Source organism: Haloarcula sp. NS06 (genome assembly GCF_051122755.1).
GTDB lineage: Archaea > Halobacteriota > Halobacteria > Halobacteriales > Haloarculaceae > Haloarcula.
In genome coordinates this window covers 2,983,807-2,999,188 of record NZ_CP184844.1, presented here as the reverse complement: position 1 = coordinate 2,999,188, position 15,382 = coordinate 2,983,807, and the positions used below count along the sequence as shown (strand labels likewise).

The window sequence follows — 15,382 nt, the reverse complement described above, 5'->3', positions numbered from 1 at the left end:
CTTTAGTCGTGTGAGGAAGCGCGTACGCTTTTGAAACAACTGACCAATGACAGGTGGCGACAGACGAAGCGTACCTGACGACTAGCGGCTTTCTGCAGAAGGAATGCTACCCTGAATTCACCAGAACTTCAGGTTGTTCTTGACGGCTTCCCGCTTCAGTTCTTGGATGTGCTCGGTCAGCGGGATGTCCTTCGGACACACTTCGGTACAGGAGAACTGGGTCTGGCAGCGCCAGACACCGTGTTCTTGCTCGATGATGCGCAGGCGCTCCTGCTTACGGTTCTCGCCCTCGCGCTCGTCCATCGCGAAGCGGTAGGCCTTGTTGATGGCGGCAGGGCCGAGGTATTCGTTGTCGCCAGCGGCGATGTTACACGAGGACATACACGCGCCACACCAGATACACCGCGTGGACATCTTGACCTTCTCGCGGTTCTCCCGGGTCTGGCGCTGCTCTTCGAGCTTGTCGTCCGGGGTCTCGTCGGCGTCGAAGTACGGCTCGACGGCCTCCATCTGGTCGTAGAAGTGCTCCATGTCGACGACGAGGTCCTTCACGACCTCCTGATGGGGCAGCGGCTCGATACGGACCGGGCTCTCAAGCTCGGATATCTGCGTCTTACAGCCAAGTCGCTGCCGCCCGTTGACGAACAGCGCGTCCGACCCACAGACGGCCTGCCGGCAGGAGTGTCGGAAGGTCAGCGATGAGTCGTAGTGGTCCCGTGCGTAGATGAGGGCATCGAGGATGGTCATCCCTTTGTGGAACGGGACGCGGAAATCATCGAAGCGTGGTTCCTGCTTCCCCTCGACTTCGGGGTCGTAGCGGAACACTTTCAGCGTGATCGTGTCGTCGTCGTCAAGCGTCTCCTCTTCGACTTCTCGCTGGGCCTGCTCTTCTGCCTGTCGTTCGTCTCGCTGTGCGCGCCGACGGTCACCCGGGGATTCGACTTCGGGCTCTGTTTCCTCGTCGGCCTCCGTCTCGGTTTCCTGTTGTTCGATTTGCGTACTCATAGTTCAGACGAGGGTCGTCATGGCCAGCGACACGCGGGTCCCCTGCACGACGAGCAGGAGGCCAGCGATGCCGAGCATGTATTTGACTGCGTTTTTCTGGGAACCGGTGAGTCCCTGATTGACCAGTGCGTTGTACACGCCGTTGACGCCGTGGAATGTTGCGGTCACGAGGAACAGCCACATCGTTGCGAAGTAGCTGACCTGGCTCATTCGGGCCTGGGTGCCCAGGAACGTGATGTCGGAAGCGTGGTTCACGAAGTGCAACAGCATGAAGTGGAACGCGAGCACGCCGATGAGGAACACCGCTGTCAGGCGCTGGAACAGCCAGCGACGCCCGCCGCGGTCAAAGGAGGAGTAGTGCTGTGCCATTAGGCTAGTTTCCCCCGAGGAACGTCGGCACGCTTGCGATGACGATTGCGCCGGTCAGCAGGAGCGACGCGTAGAAGCTCTTGTCCTGCGATTCCAGCCCTACGCCGAGATCAACCATCAGTAGCCGAATCCCGTTGAGGATGTGGAAGACGGCGACGGCCAGCAGACCGACTTCAAGGAACCGGACGATCAGAAGCGATTCGAGGCCACTGAGCGTGCTGGTGTAGAGGTCGCTGCCTGCCTGCGCGCTCGCCGGATCGACGCCGACCGAAGTGCTCAGCACCGCGATGTGGGTGAACAGGTAGCCCACGAGAACCCAGCCGGTGAACTTGTGGAAGATCCAGGCCCACATCCCGGCCGTGAACTCCCGCCACCGTCCGAAGTCCTCGACGGTGCCGCGATTGTAAGACTGACTCATACACTGGGGGGTTAGTCCGGGGACAGATAGTAGTTTCTACAACGGACGCGTATCGCCAGAATCCCGCCCGAAGACGTTCGTCAATTGACTACTCCACAGTTACCAATCGTCGTCGTTCGTCCGGCGGTTCCACTCGATCGCCCGCTGTGTCCGGTCGTCAAGTCGAACCAGATGGCAGAGGGGGTTGCCGGGATACACCAGTGGGTTCTCAAGGATACCGACCAGCAGACCGGTAAACGGCGCACGCATCAACGTGTTCTCCGTCTTGAACGGGTTCGTGATCGTACAGATCACATCGCCCTCATACACCAGGTCGCCGCGGTCATAGTGCATATCCACCAGGCCGCCCGAGTCCGCACGGATCCAGGTTTTCTCGCCGTTGTCGTCGATGACTGTCCGCCAGCCCGGCCACCGGACGGTGTCGGAGTCCCGGAGGCCGAACTCCGCAAGCACTGACCGTACACTCTCCAGGGCTGAGTCGATGAGCGGCCGCTGGAACCGGTGGGCTTCGCCCATCTCTATCGTGATTGTCGGGACGCCCGAATCGCTCAACTCCCGCCGGAGCGACCCCGACGGGCCACTTGAGGAGATGATGACGTTCGACGCGAAGGCGTTCGCGACCCGTGCAACCTCTGGGTCGTCCATGTCCGCCCGGACGTGGAGCATATTCGTTCGCCCACGCGTCGACGTGTGGAAATCGAGGCCTACGTCACAGGGGGCCAGAAAATTCCGGAAAATCTCGTGGGCCATCCGTTTCGCGCTCGTCGACTCGGGGTCGCCGGGGAACGAGCGGTTCAGGTCCCGGTCGTAGATGGGCAGGTATCGCTCCTGTGCCAGAAACGCAGGGACATTCAACACCGGCAGACAGACCAGTGTCCCCGCCAGCCCGTCGTGGTCCCATTCGTGAGCGACCTCTCGAACGACCTCGATGCCGTTGAGTTCGTCGCCATGTGCCGCTGCAGTGAGAAACACTGTCGGACCGGGCCGCTCCCCGTTGACGATGGTAACCGGCATCCGGACGGAATCCCCCAGATACGTCTCGCTGACCGTGTAGCGAACGTTGCGGGTTTCGCCCGGCGCAACGATTCCCCCATCGTAGGTGAAGGGCTCGGCCTCGTCCATGCCATCACAACGAGAGGCGACAGCTAAAACCCCTCCGGCAAGGCGGTCCTTCGGTAGAGTTGTCCCGTATTACGTATCCGTACATCTATACTATGGCCGACAGAAAGCGACAGCATGAGCGACCAGGATATCACGGTTGGCGTTCTCAGCCTCCACTCCAGCAAGGAGTCGAAGGCCATCCTGAACGCGGTCGATGAGATGGGCTACGATACGGAGTGGCTCCGCGCCGAAAACACCGCTATCAGCGTTACCGACGGCGAAATGACGCTTGATCCCAACGTCGATGTGGTCGCAAACCGTCTGCTGCTTTCCAGCGACGAACACCCCGCGGAAGGCATCGGCCTCGGGATGACCATCAGCCGGCTCGCACCGACGTTGAACGAGCCGATGGCTGCGACCACGGCGCTGCACAAGTTCGCAAGCGCCGCCGCGCTGGCCGATGCCGGCGTTCCAGTCCCGGACGCCCTGCTCGCGCTATCGAGTGACCTGCTGAACGAGGAGCGGGACCGCTTCGGTGACCGCGCGGTGTACAAAACGGCTATCGGCACCCACGGCGGCGGGACGTGGATGGTCGACCTGGAAAACCAGGTCAACGCACAGGTTGGCGGCCGCTACGCGTTCCTACAGGAGTACATGGAACACGACGAGCAGCGTCACCACGACCTCCGCGTGTACGTCGTCGGCGACCAGATCGTCGGCGCGATGAACCGCTACGCGCCAGAGGGCGAGTGGCGGACGAACGTCGCGCTCGGCGGCGAGGTCGAGGACATGACGGGCGAACTCCCCAAACGGGTCAAGGAAATCGCGCTCGATTCGGTCGACGCCATCGGGCTAGATTACGCCGGCGTCGACATTGTCCAGAGCGATGACGGCTACTACGTACTCGAAGTGAACCCCACTGCCGGGTTCCGCGGCCTATTCAAAGCTAGCGGCGTCAGCCCCGCCCCCTACATCGCCCAGCTCGCCATCGAACGGGCCGGTGGGAGCGTTGACGAAGACACCGTTGAGCGGCTTTCCGACCGGATTGACGACTCAAAGCCCGCGTGTACGCCGAAAAAGCCACAGCCGCAAGCGCAGAAAAACGTCGTCGTTGGCTACATCGAGGAGGTCGTCGTCACCGGAACACAGGGGACAAAGTCCGTCCTTGCAAAATCCGACACTGGCGCGACCAGAACTAGCATCGACGCCAAGCTCGCCGCGGAAATCGGAACGGGGCCGATTCTCGACATCGTCAAGATCAAGTCCGGAAGCGTCAAATCTGGCCGCTCGCGCCCAGTTGTCGACCTCGTCGTCGGCGTTGGCGGGACCCAGCACACCGTCACTGCCAGCGTTGAAGACCGCGGGCACATGGACTACCCGCTGTTGCTGGGACGGGACATCCTCAAACACTACCAGGTTGACGTGAACCGCCGCGCGGACGACGAATCGGAAGTAGACACCGAGGAAGAGGAACAGAGCGAAGAGTAACGGCGCGCCAGTACCAGCTTCCGGCCCGGTTCAGTCTTCGTTCACTTCCGCGACGCTCTCGGCGATATCCTCGCTAGCCCGCCACAGATACAGGCTCGCGTAGCTCCGATACGGTGACCACTGCTCGGCGTACTCTCGCATCTCCGCGCGGCTGTATCCCTCACCGACGACGGCTTTGAACCCCTTCCGGATGCCGAGGTCGCCGACCGGGAACACGTCTTCGCGGCCGAACGCGAACAGGAGTTGCATATTTGCGGTCCAGTCGCCAACGCCCGTGATGGCCGTTAGCTCTTCGTGGATTTCCTCGTCAGCGGCATCCTCGAACGCCGCCAGCGAGTAGCCGTGTTCCAGAAACGCATCGGCGACCTCGTTGACGTAGCGGGTCTTCTGCCGCGAGAGGCCGGCATCTCGGAGCACCTCGTTGTCAGCGTCTCTGATGCCCGCCGGTGTCACGGTAACGGCGTCAAACAGCCGTTCCCGTGTCGCGGCGGCCGACGCCATCGACACCTGCTGGCGGAGAATCGAGACGACGAGCCGCTCGAAGAGATCCGACGCCGGGTCGAGCGTGAGTTCGCCGTGTGTCTCGACCAGCGGCCCGATGTCGGGGTCTGCGCGTAACACCTCGTGTGGCGAGTCACTCATCGCTTTGTTGTACTGACTCGACGGAAAAGAACGTATCTGTCGTCGTTAGCCGTCGGCGATAATAGGGTCGGGATTCGGCGAGGCCACACCGGCAGCGCCGACGGGCTCCGCCGGATTGCCCACGACTGTTGCCTCCGGGGCCACGTCATCGACGACAACAGCGCCAGCGCCGACGGACGCGTTCTCTCCAACGGTGATCGGCCCCATTATCGAAGCGTCAGCGCCGATGGTCGCGCCGTCCTCGACCGTTGGATGGCGCTTCTTCCGACGCATGGACGTGCCGCCGAGGGTGACCCCGTGGTACAGGAGCACGTCGTCGCCGATCTCGGCAGTCTCCCCGATGACGATGCCCATTCCGTGGTCGATGAACACACGCTCGCCGATCTCCGCGGCGGGGTGGATCTCGACACCTGTCAGGAACCGCGTGACGTGGGAGATGAGTCTTGCGAGCATGGTCCGGTCGTTCATCCAGAGCCAGTGAGCGACGCGATAGGTCCAGATCGCGTGTAGGCCGGGGTACGTGAGTGCGACCTCCACGGCGCTGGTCGCCGCCGGGTCCTTTGTGAATGCTGTACGGATATCCGCTTTCAGTCGGTCGAACATTGGTGTGTTGTAGTGATGGCGTATCGTCTGCGCACGAAACAGTCGGTCGCGGTCCGAATCCCCCGACAGAAGTTACTGAGGCCGACAACAGCGACGGGGAGAGCAGCAACTGATCACGGTCCGAAACGGGCGAGTAGCGAGGCATGAGACTTGATCGCCCATCGTTGCTCCGACTACATCGCTCGGTGGGTTAAAAAGCAGTGGTTCGACCACTTTCAACACCCAGCAAGTGTACGCTCGGGAGACAGGCGTCAAACGCCGACAACTGGAGTCTGTTCAGGCCATGCCCTTCCCGAGCAGTTCCCGGGCGATGATGTTCTTCTGGATCTCGGTCGTCCCCTCGTAAATCTGGGTGATCTTGGCGTCGCGGTAGAACCGCTCGACGTCGAAGTCATTGACGTAGCCAGCGCCGCCGTGGATCTGGACGGCCTCGTCGGCCGTCTCGACAGCGACGCGGGAAGCCTTTTCCTTGGCCATCGAAGCTAGCTGGGTGAGCTTGTCGGCGTCGTTGTCGACGCTCCAGGCGGACTTATGCGTAAGCTGACGTGCCGCCTCGATTTCGGTGAACATCTCGGCGAGCTTGTGCTGGGTGGCCTGGAACTCCGAGATAGACTGGCCGAACTGCTCGCGGTCCTGGGCGTATTCTAGAGCGCGTTCGGCAGCCCCACGGGCGATACCGACACCCTGTGCGGCCACGCCGGTCCGGGTCTCGTCGAAGAACTGCATTATCTGGAGGAAGCCGGCCCCGCGCGTGCCAACAAGGTTTTCCTCGGGGACACGAACGTCGTTGAGGATGAGCTCTGCCGTGTCCGATGCACGGATACCGAGCTTCCCCGTGATCTTCTCGGCTTCGAACCCGTCGCGGTCGGACTCGATGAGAATCTGTGAGAAGCCGTTGTAGCGCCCCTCCGCGTCCGGGTCAGTCTCACAGAGCACGACGAAGTAGTCACCAACCGAGCCGTTGGTAATCCACATCTTGTTGCCGTTGATAACCCACTCGTCGCCCTCCTTTCGGGCCTGTGTCGACACCGACGACACGTCCGAGCCGGTGTCGGGCTCGGAGATGGCCGCGCCCATGATGGCGTCGCCCGTCGCGACTGGCTCTAAGTACTCCTCTTTCTGGGCTTCTGAGCCGAACCCGATGAGGGCGTCAGCGCCGAATGCGGCCGACTGGATGCTCAGACCGATCCCGGGATCGGCCGCGAACAGCTCCTCAGCGATGATGGCGTTCGTCAGTGTATCATAGCCTGCGCCCCCGTATTCCATCGGGATGTTCGCGCCTGTCAGCCCCATCTCAGCGGCCTTTTCGACGATTTCCTTGGGGAACTTCTCTTCGGTGTCGTACTCGGTCGCGACGGGTTTGATTTCGTTTTCCGCGAACCGGGCGATCTCGTCCTGTATCTGTCGCTGCTCTTCTGTCAGTCCGAAGTCCATATGTGGTGTGTTGACGTGAACTGCATTAATGGTTTGTAATCCGAAATAAACTGGAGAGTGGTTTTCTAATGAGAGAAACGTTGAAGCCTCGGCCGGCAGTGGAACGATATGTCATGGATTTCGAGGATATTGACACTATCGCTGTGCTCGGTGCCGGGAATATGGGCCATGGAATCACCGAAGTGGCCGCGCTCGCAGGCTACGACGTGCGGATGCGAGACATCAAAGACGAGTTCGTTGAGGACGGCTACGACAACATCGAGTGGTCGCTGAACAAGCTGGCCGAGAGAGACCAGCTCACGCAGGAGGAGGCCGATGCGGCGCTTGATCGCGTGACGCCGCTGGTCGATGTCGAGGAAGCGGTCAGCGACATCGACGTAGTCATCGAGGCCGTGCCGGAGAAAATGGAGATCAAGAAGGACGTGTACACTGAAGTCGAGGCACACGCACCCGAGGACGCCATCTTCGCCACGAACACGTCTAGCCTCTCCATCACGGAACTGTCGGAAGTGACCGAACGGCCCGAGCAGTTCTGCGGGATGCACTTCTTCAATCCGCCCGTGCGGATGCAACTGGTCGAGGTAATCTCCGGCGCACACTCGGGCGACGACACGCTGGACGCTATCGAGGCGCTTGCGGAGGACTTCGGCAAAACGCCGGTCCGCGTCCGCAAGGACTCGCCGGGCTTCATTGTCAACCGCATCCTCGTCCCGCTGATGAATGAGGCCGCGTGGCTCGTCCACAGCGATGACGCGACTATCGCTGAGGTTGACTCGACGACGAAGTTCGACATGGGCCTGCCGATGGGGTCGTTCGAACTCTCCGATCAGGTGGGCAACGACGTTGGCCTCCACGTCCTCGAATATATGCACGAAGTACTGGGCGAGCCCTACGCCCCGTGTCCGCTGCTCGAAGAGAAAGTCGAGAACGAGGAACTCGGGAAGAAGACCGGGAAGGGCTTCTACGACTACGAGAACGGCGGCGTCGACATTCCGACCGACGCCGGCCGCGAAGACGTTGAGCACCGCCTCGTCGCCGTGATGGCAAATGAGGTCGGAAAGCTCGTTGAGAACGACGTCGCTCCCGTTGCAGACATCGACCAGGCTGTCCAGCTCGGCGGCGGCTTCCCGGACGGTCCCGCGAAGATCGCCGACAAGACTGGTCTGGAGACGCTCGTCGACACACTCGAGGAAACCCACGATGAGACCGGCGCGGAGCGTTACGCCGTCTCTGACGGCCTCCAAGAAGCCGCCGAGGCGGGCGGCTTCTACGGCAGCGAAGACGACGCACCGGCGGAGTTCGACAACGTCACCGTCGAATATCCTGGTGACATGGTCGGTCACATCGAACTCGACCGCCCGCACCGGATGAACACCGTCAGCCCGGAACTGATGGACGACCTCGCCGACGCTGTCGACCTGCTCGAAAATGACGACGAGGTGCGTGCCATCCTGCTGACCGGAGCCGGCGACAAGGCGTTCTCTGCCGGGGCCGACGTGCAGGCGATGGCCTCGAACGCGACGCCGCTGGACGCTATTGAACTCTCTCGCAAAGGCCAGCAAACCTTCGGAAAGCTTGAGGAATGCCCGATGCCGGTTGTTGCCGGAATCGACGGCTACGCGCTGGGCGGCGGGATGGAACTGGCGACCTGTGCCGACCTCCGCGTGGCCTCGGAGCGCTCCGAGCTGGGCCAGCCTGAACACAACCTCGGCCTGCTGCCGGGCTGGGGCGGCACGCAACGCCTCGCCCGGATCGTCGGCGAAGGCCGCGCCAAGGAGATTATCTTCACGGGCGACCGCTACGATGCTGACGAGATGGCCGAGTACGGCTTCATTAATGAGGTCGTCGACAACGACGCCCTCCACGAGCGGGCGCTGGAGATGGCCACAGACATGGCCGCCGGCCCGCCGGTCGCACAGAAACTCACCAAGCGCGCGATGCTCGCCGGCCGCGACGACATCGATGCTGGCCTCGAAGTCGAATCACAGGCCTTTGGCCACCTCATCGGCACCGACGACGTGATGGAGGGCATCAACGCGTTCATGGGCGACGGAGAGCCGGACTTCGAAGGGAAGTAATACCGGACAGTCGCTCGCCGAGCAACTACATTACATCTTTTCGTTGGATACGTCTCAGGGTCGGTCTGCTTACGCTAATCACGCGCCTGTGGTACGCATCCTCAGGTAGCGTTGATTTCGATGGGGTTAAATTGGTCCACCCGGAACGGTTGAGTACGCTCGGTTGGTGTAGTCCGGCCAATCATCTTGGCCTTTCGAGCCGAGGACCAGGGTTCAAATCCCTGACCGAGCACATTACTGTCGCAAACTACTCCGCGAGCAACAGCGTCCGCCGCCATTCTGTATAGCATGCCTCTGCACAGACACGGTACGTAGCGGGCTCACTCTCCAAGCTTCAGGATGTAGCCGCTCCGTGTTCCGATATACGTTCCGGACTCCGTGACCGTTGGGGCAGTCGTCGTTCCCTGAATGATGACGCGCCACATCGGGTCGCCGTCGAAGGAAAGTGCGTGTACGCCAGCGGCATCGTCACCCTGCGTCCAGCACACAACCGCATCGGATGCCGTCTGCATCTCTCGTAGCGACCGCTTGAATGAGTGGCTCCAGATGCGCTCTCCGGTACTTCGGTCAACGGCATGGACTGTCGTCTTACCAACAGGGACGCACACCGTATCGTTGGCGATGACCGGCGGACCTCTCGTGTCATCCGCTGTCGGGTACCGCCACTTTTCGGTCCCGTCCGCTGACTGGAGCGCAACCAGAAGCCCGCCGTATTCGGTCGCGTATACCGTCCCATCGCGTTCTACTGCGCCCGTCACATTGAAGCCGTCCTCAGTGGCGTTTCCCGCCTGATACTGCCAGCTGGAATCCCCTGTCGATTTATTTATCGCAGCGAGTGCAGGCTCCCCCGAATCCGTTTCCTCCCTGACGTACAGCGAATCTCCGTCGTGCGCTGGTGGGTCTCCCAGCAGTCGTCCCGGATACGACCAGCGACGCGTGCCGTCTGTTGTGTCGAATGCACTGGTGCGGTCTGGACCCTCAGAGGCGTACACTGTTCCGTTCTGTACCACCGCTTTGTGGATATCCCCCGTTTCACGTTCGAACCGCCTTCCGCTATCAGCGGTGACAGCAAACAGCGACTCCCCATTGCGGCTGATCTCATCGTCATGCGTGCTCATGATCGCTGTCCCGTCGGCGGTCCCGAGGACGGACAGGTACGTATCCCGTGGTTCCGTCCGCCACTGGACTTCGCCGTTCTCTATGCGAACCAGTTGCTGCCCAATTCCCAGCATCCTCGTGTTCCAGCCGACGATAGCGTACACCCCGTTGGCTGCGGGAGTCACTACGGGCACGCTCTTGTTCGCGGCGTAGCGCCACTGCTGTGTTCCGTCGGTGCCGACCGCGTAGACGTTCTGACTTCTGGGCGGTTGCATGCGTTCTTGGGGCGGGGTTCCTCGGTCATTGCTCCCGCCGACGGCGTACACTGTCCCATCCCGTACAACCGGCCGGTTCGTCCCGTACTGAGCCCACTGCCCCGCCATTGGGCCGTTCGTCTGGTACACCCACCGGACTGCGTCACCCTCTGGCGGGTCGGGACGCTTCTCACTTGCTGTCCGCTGGTCCGTCGCTGTCTCTGTCGCCGGATCAGACTGCCTTGTCGTGCCCGTCGGAGACGCTGACTGTGGTATCTCGGTCTGGCTGCCACTGGGACCAGCGCAGCCAGTGAGCGCGGCCCCGAACGCGACCAGAAACGTCCGTCTGGATTTCATTACGATGGGCTGGCTCTCGGTCCGGGATAAGTTTCGTGTCTATTGTGTCACTGCCTTGTCTGGGTGCTGTACCGTGGACCAATGACAACCGAAACAGACTGAGTCCCATCCTACGAACGACCGCCATACTGGCGGGGTTCTGTTTGCAGTCCAACCAGTGTCACGTGGCATTCTGATGGTTGATCGCCTCAAAAAAGACTCGAATAGTATGTTTGAATAGTAGCTCTCTTACATAATTATATCTGACAAGTAACTAGATAAATGAACACATATTTGTATATGTATATAAAGTCAGTAGTATATGAATCGACGAACATACGTAAGTACAATTGTAAGCAGCATCGCTGCACTCAGCCTTGCCGGATGTAGTGGTAGCGACGGCGGAGACGGTGGAGACGGAGACGAGTCAACGCCAACGCCCGAACCCACGTATGAAGTAGACCAGGAAGCACCGGCGCGGCTGAAATTGCTCTCGGTGAGTGGGCCAAAAGAGGTTGCCTTCGGTGACACCATCGAGGGTGACGTGACCGCTGTCAATGTTGGTGGCGAACCGATCTCCGGAGATGCGACCATTGAGTTCGTCCATTCCGAATCGGGTGCCACTGAGCCACAGACAGTCACCGTCAACGCTGATGGGCTGGAGTCCGGCGAAGAAGTCTCACATAGCTATCGTGTTGACGCCGAGTACGCCGGTGCATGGGCGTTTGAAGCGTCATCCGAGTTCTACGCTGTCGACGATACGGTCACGTCAACTGTGTCAGTCCTCCCGAAGCAGGGGAGCACTGGGGAAACGATCGAGCTTGCGAGTGGGGTTCTGGCTACAGTGTCGGATATGGCCTATGAACAGATGATCGCATACGAGTTGTCTCCTGGCGAACGGACCCTGGGCGACAACACCGCACATGCTATTCGCGAAACGGTCACCGATAATATCCTGCTGATTCTGAGCGTTACGTTCGAGAACGGAACGGGTGAGGCAAAGACAGTGTCAACAGATGACTTTGTCATCCCCGAATCGAGCTTCGTGAGCGAGTCTGCCGCAGGTCGTGACGGAACGAATGCGGCCGGGGAGAACATCAACCCGGGACAGACCTACAGCGGCCATCTGATTTACGCTGTCCCGAAGGCCCAGATTGACGACCTCACATTCGGAATAAATCTCGCTGAAGGGAGTGCGGTCGCCGATATCGAAATCCCGCTACAATCACCCAGTGGCTTCCCCGAGTTCGAACTGGCGAACATCGATGTTCCGCCGGAGGACGTTACAGGTGATGAAGCGATAGTTACGATGGAGGTCGAAAACGTGGGCGACAGCGCCGGAATGTTCAAATCCATCTTTGAGTTCAAGACGCCCGAAGAGCCAGGCTTATTTGCCGGCTATTCCGCAGATACGTGGTACATTGACTCTGATGGTCCCTTCACACAGCGGATTCCCGCTGGGGAAACCAGAACGATCGAACTGGTGACGGAACCGGATTCGGACATGCGGTGGGACTACCGGACGACACCCTTCGGGGCGGAGTGGACGTTCGAGGCCGTGGAATAGGTGTAGGTACGACTTTTGCCACTCAGGTAACCTCTGTGTATGCCGCTTCCCGAACGAGTCAACAGCGGTAGGTATTTTTCGGGGCCGGGTGACGGGAAGACCATGCAAGCAGTCGTACTCGCGGCGGGGCAAGGGACGCGTATGCGGCCGTTGACTGACTACACACCGAAGCCGATGCTACCGGTTGGGGACCGGCCGCTGGTGGCACACACCGCCGACACCGCGATTCAGGCGGGGGCCGATGAACTCATCTTCGTCGTTGGCTATGAGGCCGAGGCGGTCCGTTCGTACTTCGGTGAGGAGTACAGCGGCGTCCCGGTCAGCTTTGCCGTACAGGAGGAGCAACTGGGGACCGCCGATGCGGTAGCCGCCGCAAAGGAACACCTCGATGGTCCCTTCGCTGTCCTCAACGGCGACAACCTCTACGACACCGAGAGTCTCAGTGGCCTTTTCGATGCCGCGCCGTCGGTCGCCGCTTACCGCGTCGATGACCCGACGAGCTACGGCGTCCTGTCGACCGAGGGCGACACCATCACCGGCATCGTCGAGAAGCCGGACGATCCGCCGACGGACCTGGCGAACGCCGGCGCGTACGTCTTCCCGGCTGCGGCACGGGACTGGCTGGACGTGCCGCTCAGCGACCGCGGGGAGCGCGAAATCACAGACGTCCTCGCGAGAGTCATTGAGGAGTCGACGGTCACTGCCGTCGAAGTCGACCGCTGGCTGGACGTGGGCCGGCCCTGGGAGCTACTGGAGGCCAACGAGTGGAAACTGGGACAACTGGACCGGCGACTCGACGGCGAGGTGCGGGGCGATGCAGACCTGCGCGGCGAAGTCGTCGTCGAGGAGGGCGCAGTCATCGAACCCGGCGTCGTCATCGAGGGGCCGGCGCTGGTCCGTTCGGGCGCTCACGTCGGGCCGAACGCCTACATTCGCGGTGCGACCCTCCTGGGCGAGGATACCCATGTCGGCCATGGGGTCGAACTCAAGAACACGGTTTTGATGGCTGGTTCGAACGTCCCTCACGTGTCCTACGTGGGTGACAGCGTCATCGGCCGCGAGGTCAACTTCGGCGCTGGAACGCAGGTGGCGAACCTTCGCCACGACGGTGACCCGGTCCGGATAACAGTGAAAGGCGACCGCGTCTCGACGGGCCGGCGGAAGTTCGGCGTCGTCGCGGGCGACAATGCGAAGACCGCGATCAACACCAGTCTGAACGCCGGCGTTGTTCTCTCATCGGGCGCGACGACGACTCCCGGTGAATCTGTCACGCGAGACCGATAGCGCGGGTTTCACGGTGAGTCTCCGTTTGGCGTAAGTACGCATAGTTGCCCTTCTGTTACCGACTCGACATTCGTGTATGTTCGTGACGTTCAGTGCAAGTATGTGGGATTAAGTGCCGTGAAAGACACTCTCAACTAAGATGGTCGACCCGACATCAGATCACCACGAGGATATCGACGAGGACGAGGCCCCGGAGTGTGCCACCTGCGGTGACGCTATCGCTAACGAAGTGACCCATCGCGTTATTACATGGATCGAGGACGGCAGTGTCGAAACCGCTCACTTTTGCAACGAGGACTGCCGGCTAGAGTGGCAATAACGCGTCTGTTTTCTCCCAGTTCAACGGCAAACGCCCGGATACCGTATTGTCCGCAGTGCGTCTCTGACAGACCACAGGGATGTATCAACGATTCGTCCGTTTACACCGGCTCGATATCGATGTGATGCACTGCATCGGGAGAGAGTAGTCTCCCTGTGGGGAGTTTGACCCATCCGTTTGCCAGGATACGGACCTCACCTTCGTGGAGGACTGTCTCTTGCTCTCTGTCAGCATAAACAATCGCGTTCTGATACTCCTGTACGAAGTCGTCTATTGCGTCCCCCCAGACCGGCTCAGATGAAATTACCATGGGAAGACCACGGACCGTTCCGATAAAAATAATACTGTAATGATGGTTCTGAAGGATTATCAGAGCAGATAATCTGGCCACAATGCGTATAAAACAGATTATGTTGTTGAGACGTGATGGATCGACTCACAAGACGAACTGTTCTTTCAAGTGCTGGCAGTGCCATTTTTACAATCGGTGCGACTGTTGTGAGGGGAAACCCAGGCCCCGGCTCCGGCCGTAACGATACGACTGTGCGGATGAAAGCGAGCGACAGTATCGGCTCTGCGGAGCGATGCCGGCTTCCACAGTCGACGATGGACGCTCTCGGTGTTCAGGCGGACCAGCAGGTTCGACTCGTATATGACGGCGAGGCCGCAGTATTCACTGTTGATATCTCGGACGATACGTTCGGATATGTCAGCAACAGTGGGAGAGATCGTCTGCGAGCGAAAAACGGGTCGTTCCGCGTTGAGGGCCGTTCAGATGTTATCGATTCGAATCTCGATGAAGAAACAGCCAAGGCAGAAGGTGGGTTTATAGAACAGACAACTGAGTCGGAGAAGTCTGAACTGGCAGTTCTTGCGCCACACGGCGGATACATTGAGTGGGGAACTGACACCCAGGCAGAGCGTATGACAGCCCAACTGGACGCAACCAAGTGGTGTAGTTCGGGATGGTCGCCCGGCGGCGGGGCGTTCCGTCGGTGGCACGTTACCTCGACAGCTATCCACCCGGAATCGTTCCCGGCCTTACAAGATATCTCTGATCGGGGGTTTGACCACGCCGTCGCCTTCCATGGCTGGTCAGAGTCTCACGTGGGGATTGGCGGCGCTGCACCCACCTGGCTCCGCGCTGATGTTCGCGACGCCATCTCCGAGGTTGTCGACTGTGACGTTCGCCTTGCTACTGATGGCTCACGGGACGGCGATTCGCCGGACAACGTCGTCAACTGGATTACCGAATCCGGGAGCGACGGCGTCCAGATTGAGCAACCGTGGGCGGTCAGAGACGACCGAAGAGATACTGTTGCTGACGCAGTCGCTGGTGTATTTGAAGCGCTGTAGGAGACCGCATGAGCCCAGCCACCGTCTAGA

Annotated in this window: 15 protein-coding genes and 1 tRNA gene; 7 read left to right on the top strand and 9 right to left on the bottom strand. The window is 60.5% G+C overall.

The genetic code is table 11. The features are described 5' to 3' along the window. Positions 1-117: 117 nt before the first annotated feature. The 4 genes from ACODNH_RS19220 to ACODNH_RS19205 form a co-directional block, all read right to left on the bottom strand. On the bottom strand, positions 118-1,005 hold the full coding sequence (locus ACODNH_RS19220) for a succinate dehydrogenase/fumarate reductase iron-sulfur subunit (RefSeq protein ID WP_434530865.1): 888 nt from the start codon (positions 1,003-1,005) through the stop codon (positions 118-120). A gap of 3 nt (positions 1,006-1,008) precedes the next feature. Continuing rightward, entirely contained in the window at positions 1,009-1,374 is a 366-nt protein-coding gene (locus ACODNH_RS19215) for a succinate dehydrogenase hydrophobic membrane anchor subunit (RefSeq protein ID WP_004592521.1), read from the bottom strand. Positions 1,375-1,378: 4 nt separating this feature from the next. Continuing rightward, positions 1,379-1,792: a succinate dehydrogenase, cytochrome b556 subunit gene (sdhC, locus tag ACODNH_RS19210; RefSeq protein ID WP_434530864.1), complete on the bottom strand. Its 414-nt coding sequence runs from the start codon at positions 1,790-1,792 to the stop codon at positions 1,379-1,381. Between the two features lie 99 nt (positions 1,793-1,891). Next, positions 1,892-2,914, bottom strand: a complete 1,023-nt coding sequence (locus ACODNH_RS19205; RefSeq protein WP_306707191.1) for a succinylglutamate desuccinylase/aspartoacylase family protein — start codon at positions 2,912-2,914, stop codon at positions 1,892-1,894. A 114-nt stretch (positions 2,915-3,028) separates the two neighbouring features. Here ACODNH_RS19205 and ACODNH_RS19200 point away from each other — a divergent pair, with 114 nt between their 5' ends. After that, positions 3,029-4,381 (top strand): RimK family alpha-L-glutamate ligase, encoded by a 1,353-nt coding sequence (locus ACODNH_RS19200; RefSeq protein WP_434530863.1) that lies wholly within the window; start codon positions 3,029-3,031, stop codon positions 4,379-4,381. A 30-nt stretch (positions 4,382-4,411) separates the two neighbouring features. On the opposite strand, the gene ACODNH_RS19195 is transcribed toward ACODNH_RS19200, so the two are convergent. The 3 genes from ACODNH_RS19195 to ACODNH_RS19185 form a co-directional block, all read right to left on the bottom strand. Next, positions 4,412-5,023: a DNA-3-methyladenine glycosylase family protein gene (locus ACODNH_RS19195; protein WP_434530862.1), complete on the bottom strand. Its 612-nt coding sequence runs from the start codon at positions 5,021-5,023 to the stop codon at positions 4,412-4,414. 45 nt (positions 5,024-5,068) lie between these two features. Beyond that, positions 5,069-5,626 (bottom strand): serine O-acetyltransferase, encoded by a 558-nt coding sequence (gene cysE / locus ACODNH_RS19190; protein ID WP_434530861.1) that lies wholly within the window; start codon positions 5,624-5,626, stop codon positions 5,069-5,071. A gap of 276 nt (positions 5,627-5,902) precedes the next feature. Continuing rightward, positions 5,903-7,060: an acyl-CoA dehydrogenase family protein gene (locus ACODNH_RS19185; protein WP_306707182.1), complete on the bottom strand. Its 1,158-nt coding sequence runs from the start codon at positions 7,058-7,060 to the stop codon at positions 5,903-5,905. Between the two features lie 113 nt (positions 7,061-7,173). Between ACODNH_RS19185 and ACODNH_RS19180 the strand changes: the two genes are divergently transcribed. Then, positions 7,174-9,138 carry a 3-hydroxyacyl-CoA dehydrogenase NAD-binding domain-containing protein gene (locus ACODNH_RS19180; RefSeq protein WP_434530860.1) on the top strand — a complete coding sequence of 655 codons (1,965 nt, stop codon included), beginning with the start codon at positions 7,174-7,176 and terminating at the stop codon, positions 9,136-9,138. Positions 9,139-9,295: 157 nt separating this feature from the next. Continuing rightward, a tRNA-Glu gene (locus tag ACODNH_RS19175) sits at positions 9,296-9,370 on the top strand. Between the two features lie 88 nt (positions 9,371-9,458). Here the strand turns inward: ACODNH_RS19175 and ACODNH_RS19170 are convergent. After that, positions 9,459-10,847 carry a PQQ-binding-like beta-propeller repeat protein gene (locus tag ACODNH_RS19170; RefSeq protein WP_434530859.1) on the bottom strand — a complete coding sequence of 463 codons (1,389 nt, stop codon included), beginning with the start codon at positions 10,845-10,847 and terminating at the stop codon, positions 9,459-9,461. 301 nt (positions 10,848-11,148) lie between these two features. Between ACODNH_RS19170 and ACODNH_RS19165 the strand changes: the two genes are divergently transcribed. The 3 genes from ACODNH_RS19165 to ACODNH_RS19155 all read left to right on the top strand — a co-directional run bounded on the left by ACODNH_RS19165 (position 11,149) and on the right by ACODNH_RS19155 (position 13,996). Then, positions 11,149-12,393 (top strand): DUF4352 domain-containing protein, encoded by a 1,245-nt coding sequence (locus ACODNH_RS19165; protein ID WP_434530858.1) that lies wholly within the window; start codon positions 11,149-11,151, stop codon positions 12,391-12,393. Between the two features lie 102 nt (positions 12,394-12,495). Continuing rightward, positions 12,496-13,677, top strand: coding sequence for a bifunctional sugar-1-phosphate nucleotidylyltransferase/acetyltransferase (glmU, locus tag ACODNH_RS19160; protein ID WP_434530857.1), 1,182 nt, complete (start codon positions 12,496-12,498; stop codon positions 13,675-13,677). 139 nt (positions 13,678-13,816) lie between these two features. Then, positions 13,817-13,996: a DUF7576 family protein gene (locus tag ACODNH_RS19155; protein WP_004592530.1), complete on the top strand. Its 180-nt coding sequence runs from the start codon at positions 13,817-13,819 to the stop codon at positions 13,994-13,996. A 100-nt stretch (positions 13,997-14,096) separates the two neighbouring features. Here the strand turns inward: ACODNH_RS19155 and ACODNH_RS19150 are convergent, their stop codons facing one another. After that, positions 14,097-14,306 (bottom strand): hypothetical protein, encoded by a 210-nt coding sequence (locus ACODNH_RS19150; protein ID WP_306707166.1) that lies wholly within the window; start codon positions 14,304-14,306, stop codon positions 14,097-14,099. Positions 14,307-14,545: 239 nt separating this feature from the next. Between ACODNH_RS19150 and ACODNH_RS19145 the strand changes: the two genes are divergently transcribed. Then, positions 14,546-15,352, top strand: a complete 807-nt coding sequence (locus tag ACODNH_RS19145) for a poly-gamma-glutamate hydrolase family protein (RefSeq protein ID WP_306707162.1) — start codon at positions 14,546-14,548, stop codon at positions 15,350-15,352. The last annotated feature ends 30 nt before the right edge of the window (positions 15,353-15,382 follow it).

Coding starts and splice junctions, on each gene's coding strand:
- ACODNH_RS19220 (WP_434530865.1), bottom strand. CDS start 1,005: ATGAGTACGCAAATCGAACAACAGGAAACCGAGACGGAGGCCGACGAG.
- ACODNH_RS19215 (WP_004592521.1), bottom strand. CDS start 1,374: ATGGCACAGCACTACTCCTCCTTTGACCGCGGCGGGCGTCGCTGGCTG.
- sdhC (WP_434530864.1), bottom strand. CDS start 1,792: ATGAGTCAGTCTTACAATCGCGGCACCGTCGAGGACTTCGGACGGTGG.
- ACODNH_RS19205 (WP_306707191.1), bottom strand. CDS start 2,914: ATGGACGAGGCCGAGCCCTTCACCTACGATGGGGGAATCGTTGCGCCG.
- ACODNH_RS19200 (WP_434530863.1), top strand. CDS start 3,029: ATGAGCGACCAGGATATCACGGTTGGCGTTCTCAGCCTCCACTCCAGC.
- ACODNH_RS19195 (WP_434530862.1), bottom strand. CDS start 5,023: ATGAGTGACTCGCCACACGAGGTGTTACGCGCAGACCCCGACATCGGG.
- cysE (WP_434530861.1), bottom strand. CDS start 5,626: ATGTTCGACCGACTGAAAGCGGATATCCGTACAGCATTCACAAAGGAC.
- ACODNH_RS19185 (WP_306707182.1), bottom strand. CDS start 7,060: ATGGACTTCGGACTGACAGAAGAGCAGCGACAGATACAGGACGAGATC.
- ACODNH_RS19180 (WP_434530860.1), top strand. CDS start 7,174: ATGGATTTCGAGGATATTGACACTATCGCTGTGCTCGGTGCCGGGAAT.
- ACODNH_RS19170 (WP_434530859.1), bottom strand. CDS start 10,847: ATGAAATCCAGACGGACGTTTCTGGTCGCGTTCGGGGCCGCGCTCACT.
- ACODNH_RS19165 (WP_434530858.1), top strand. CDS start 11,149: ATGAATCGACGAACATACGTAAGTACAATTGTAAGCAGCATCGCTGCA.
- glmU (WP_434530857.1), top strand. CDS start 12,496: ATGCAAGCAGTCGTACTCGCGGCGGGGCAAGGGACGCGTATGCGGCCG.
- ACODNH_RS19155 (WP_004592530.1), top strand. CDS start 13,817: ATGGTCGACCCGACATCAGATCACCACGAGGATATCGACGAGGACGAG.
- ACODNH_RS19150 (WP_306707166.1), bottom strand. CDS start 14,306: ATGGTAATTTCATCTGAGCCGGTCTGGGGGGACGCAATAGACGACTTC.
- ACODNH_RS19145 (WP_306707162.1), top strand. CDS start 14,546: ATGAAAGCGAGCGACAGTATCGGCTCTGCGGAGCGATGCCGGCTTCCA.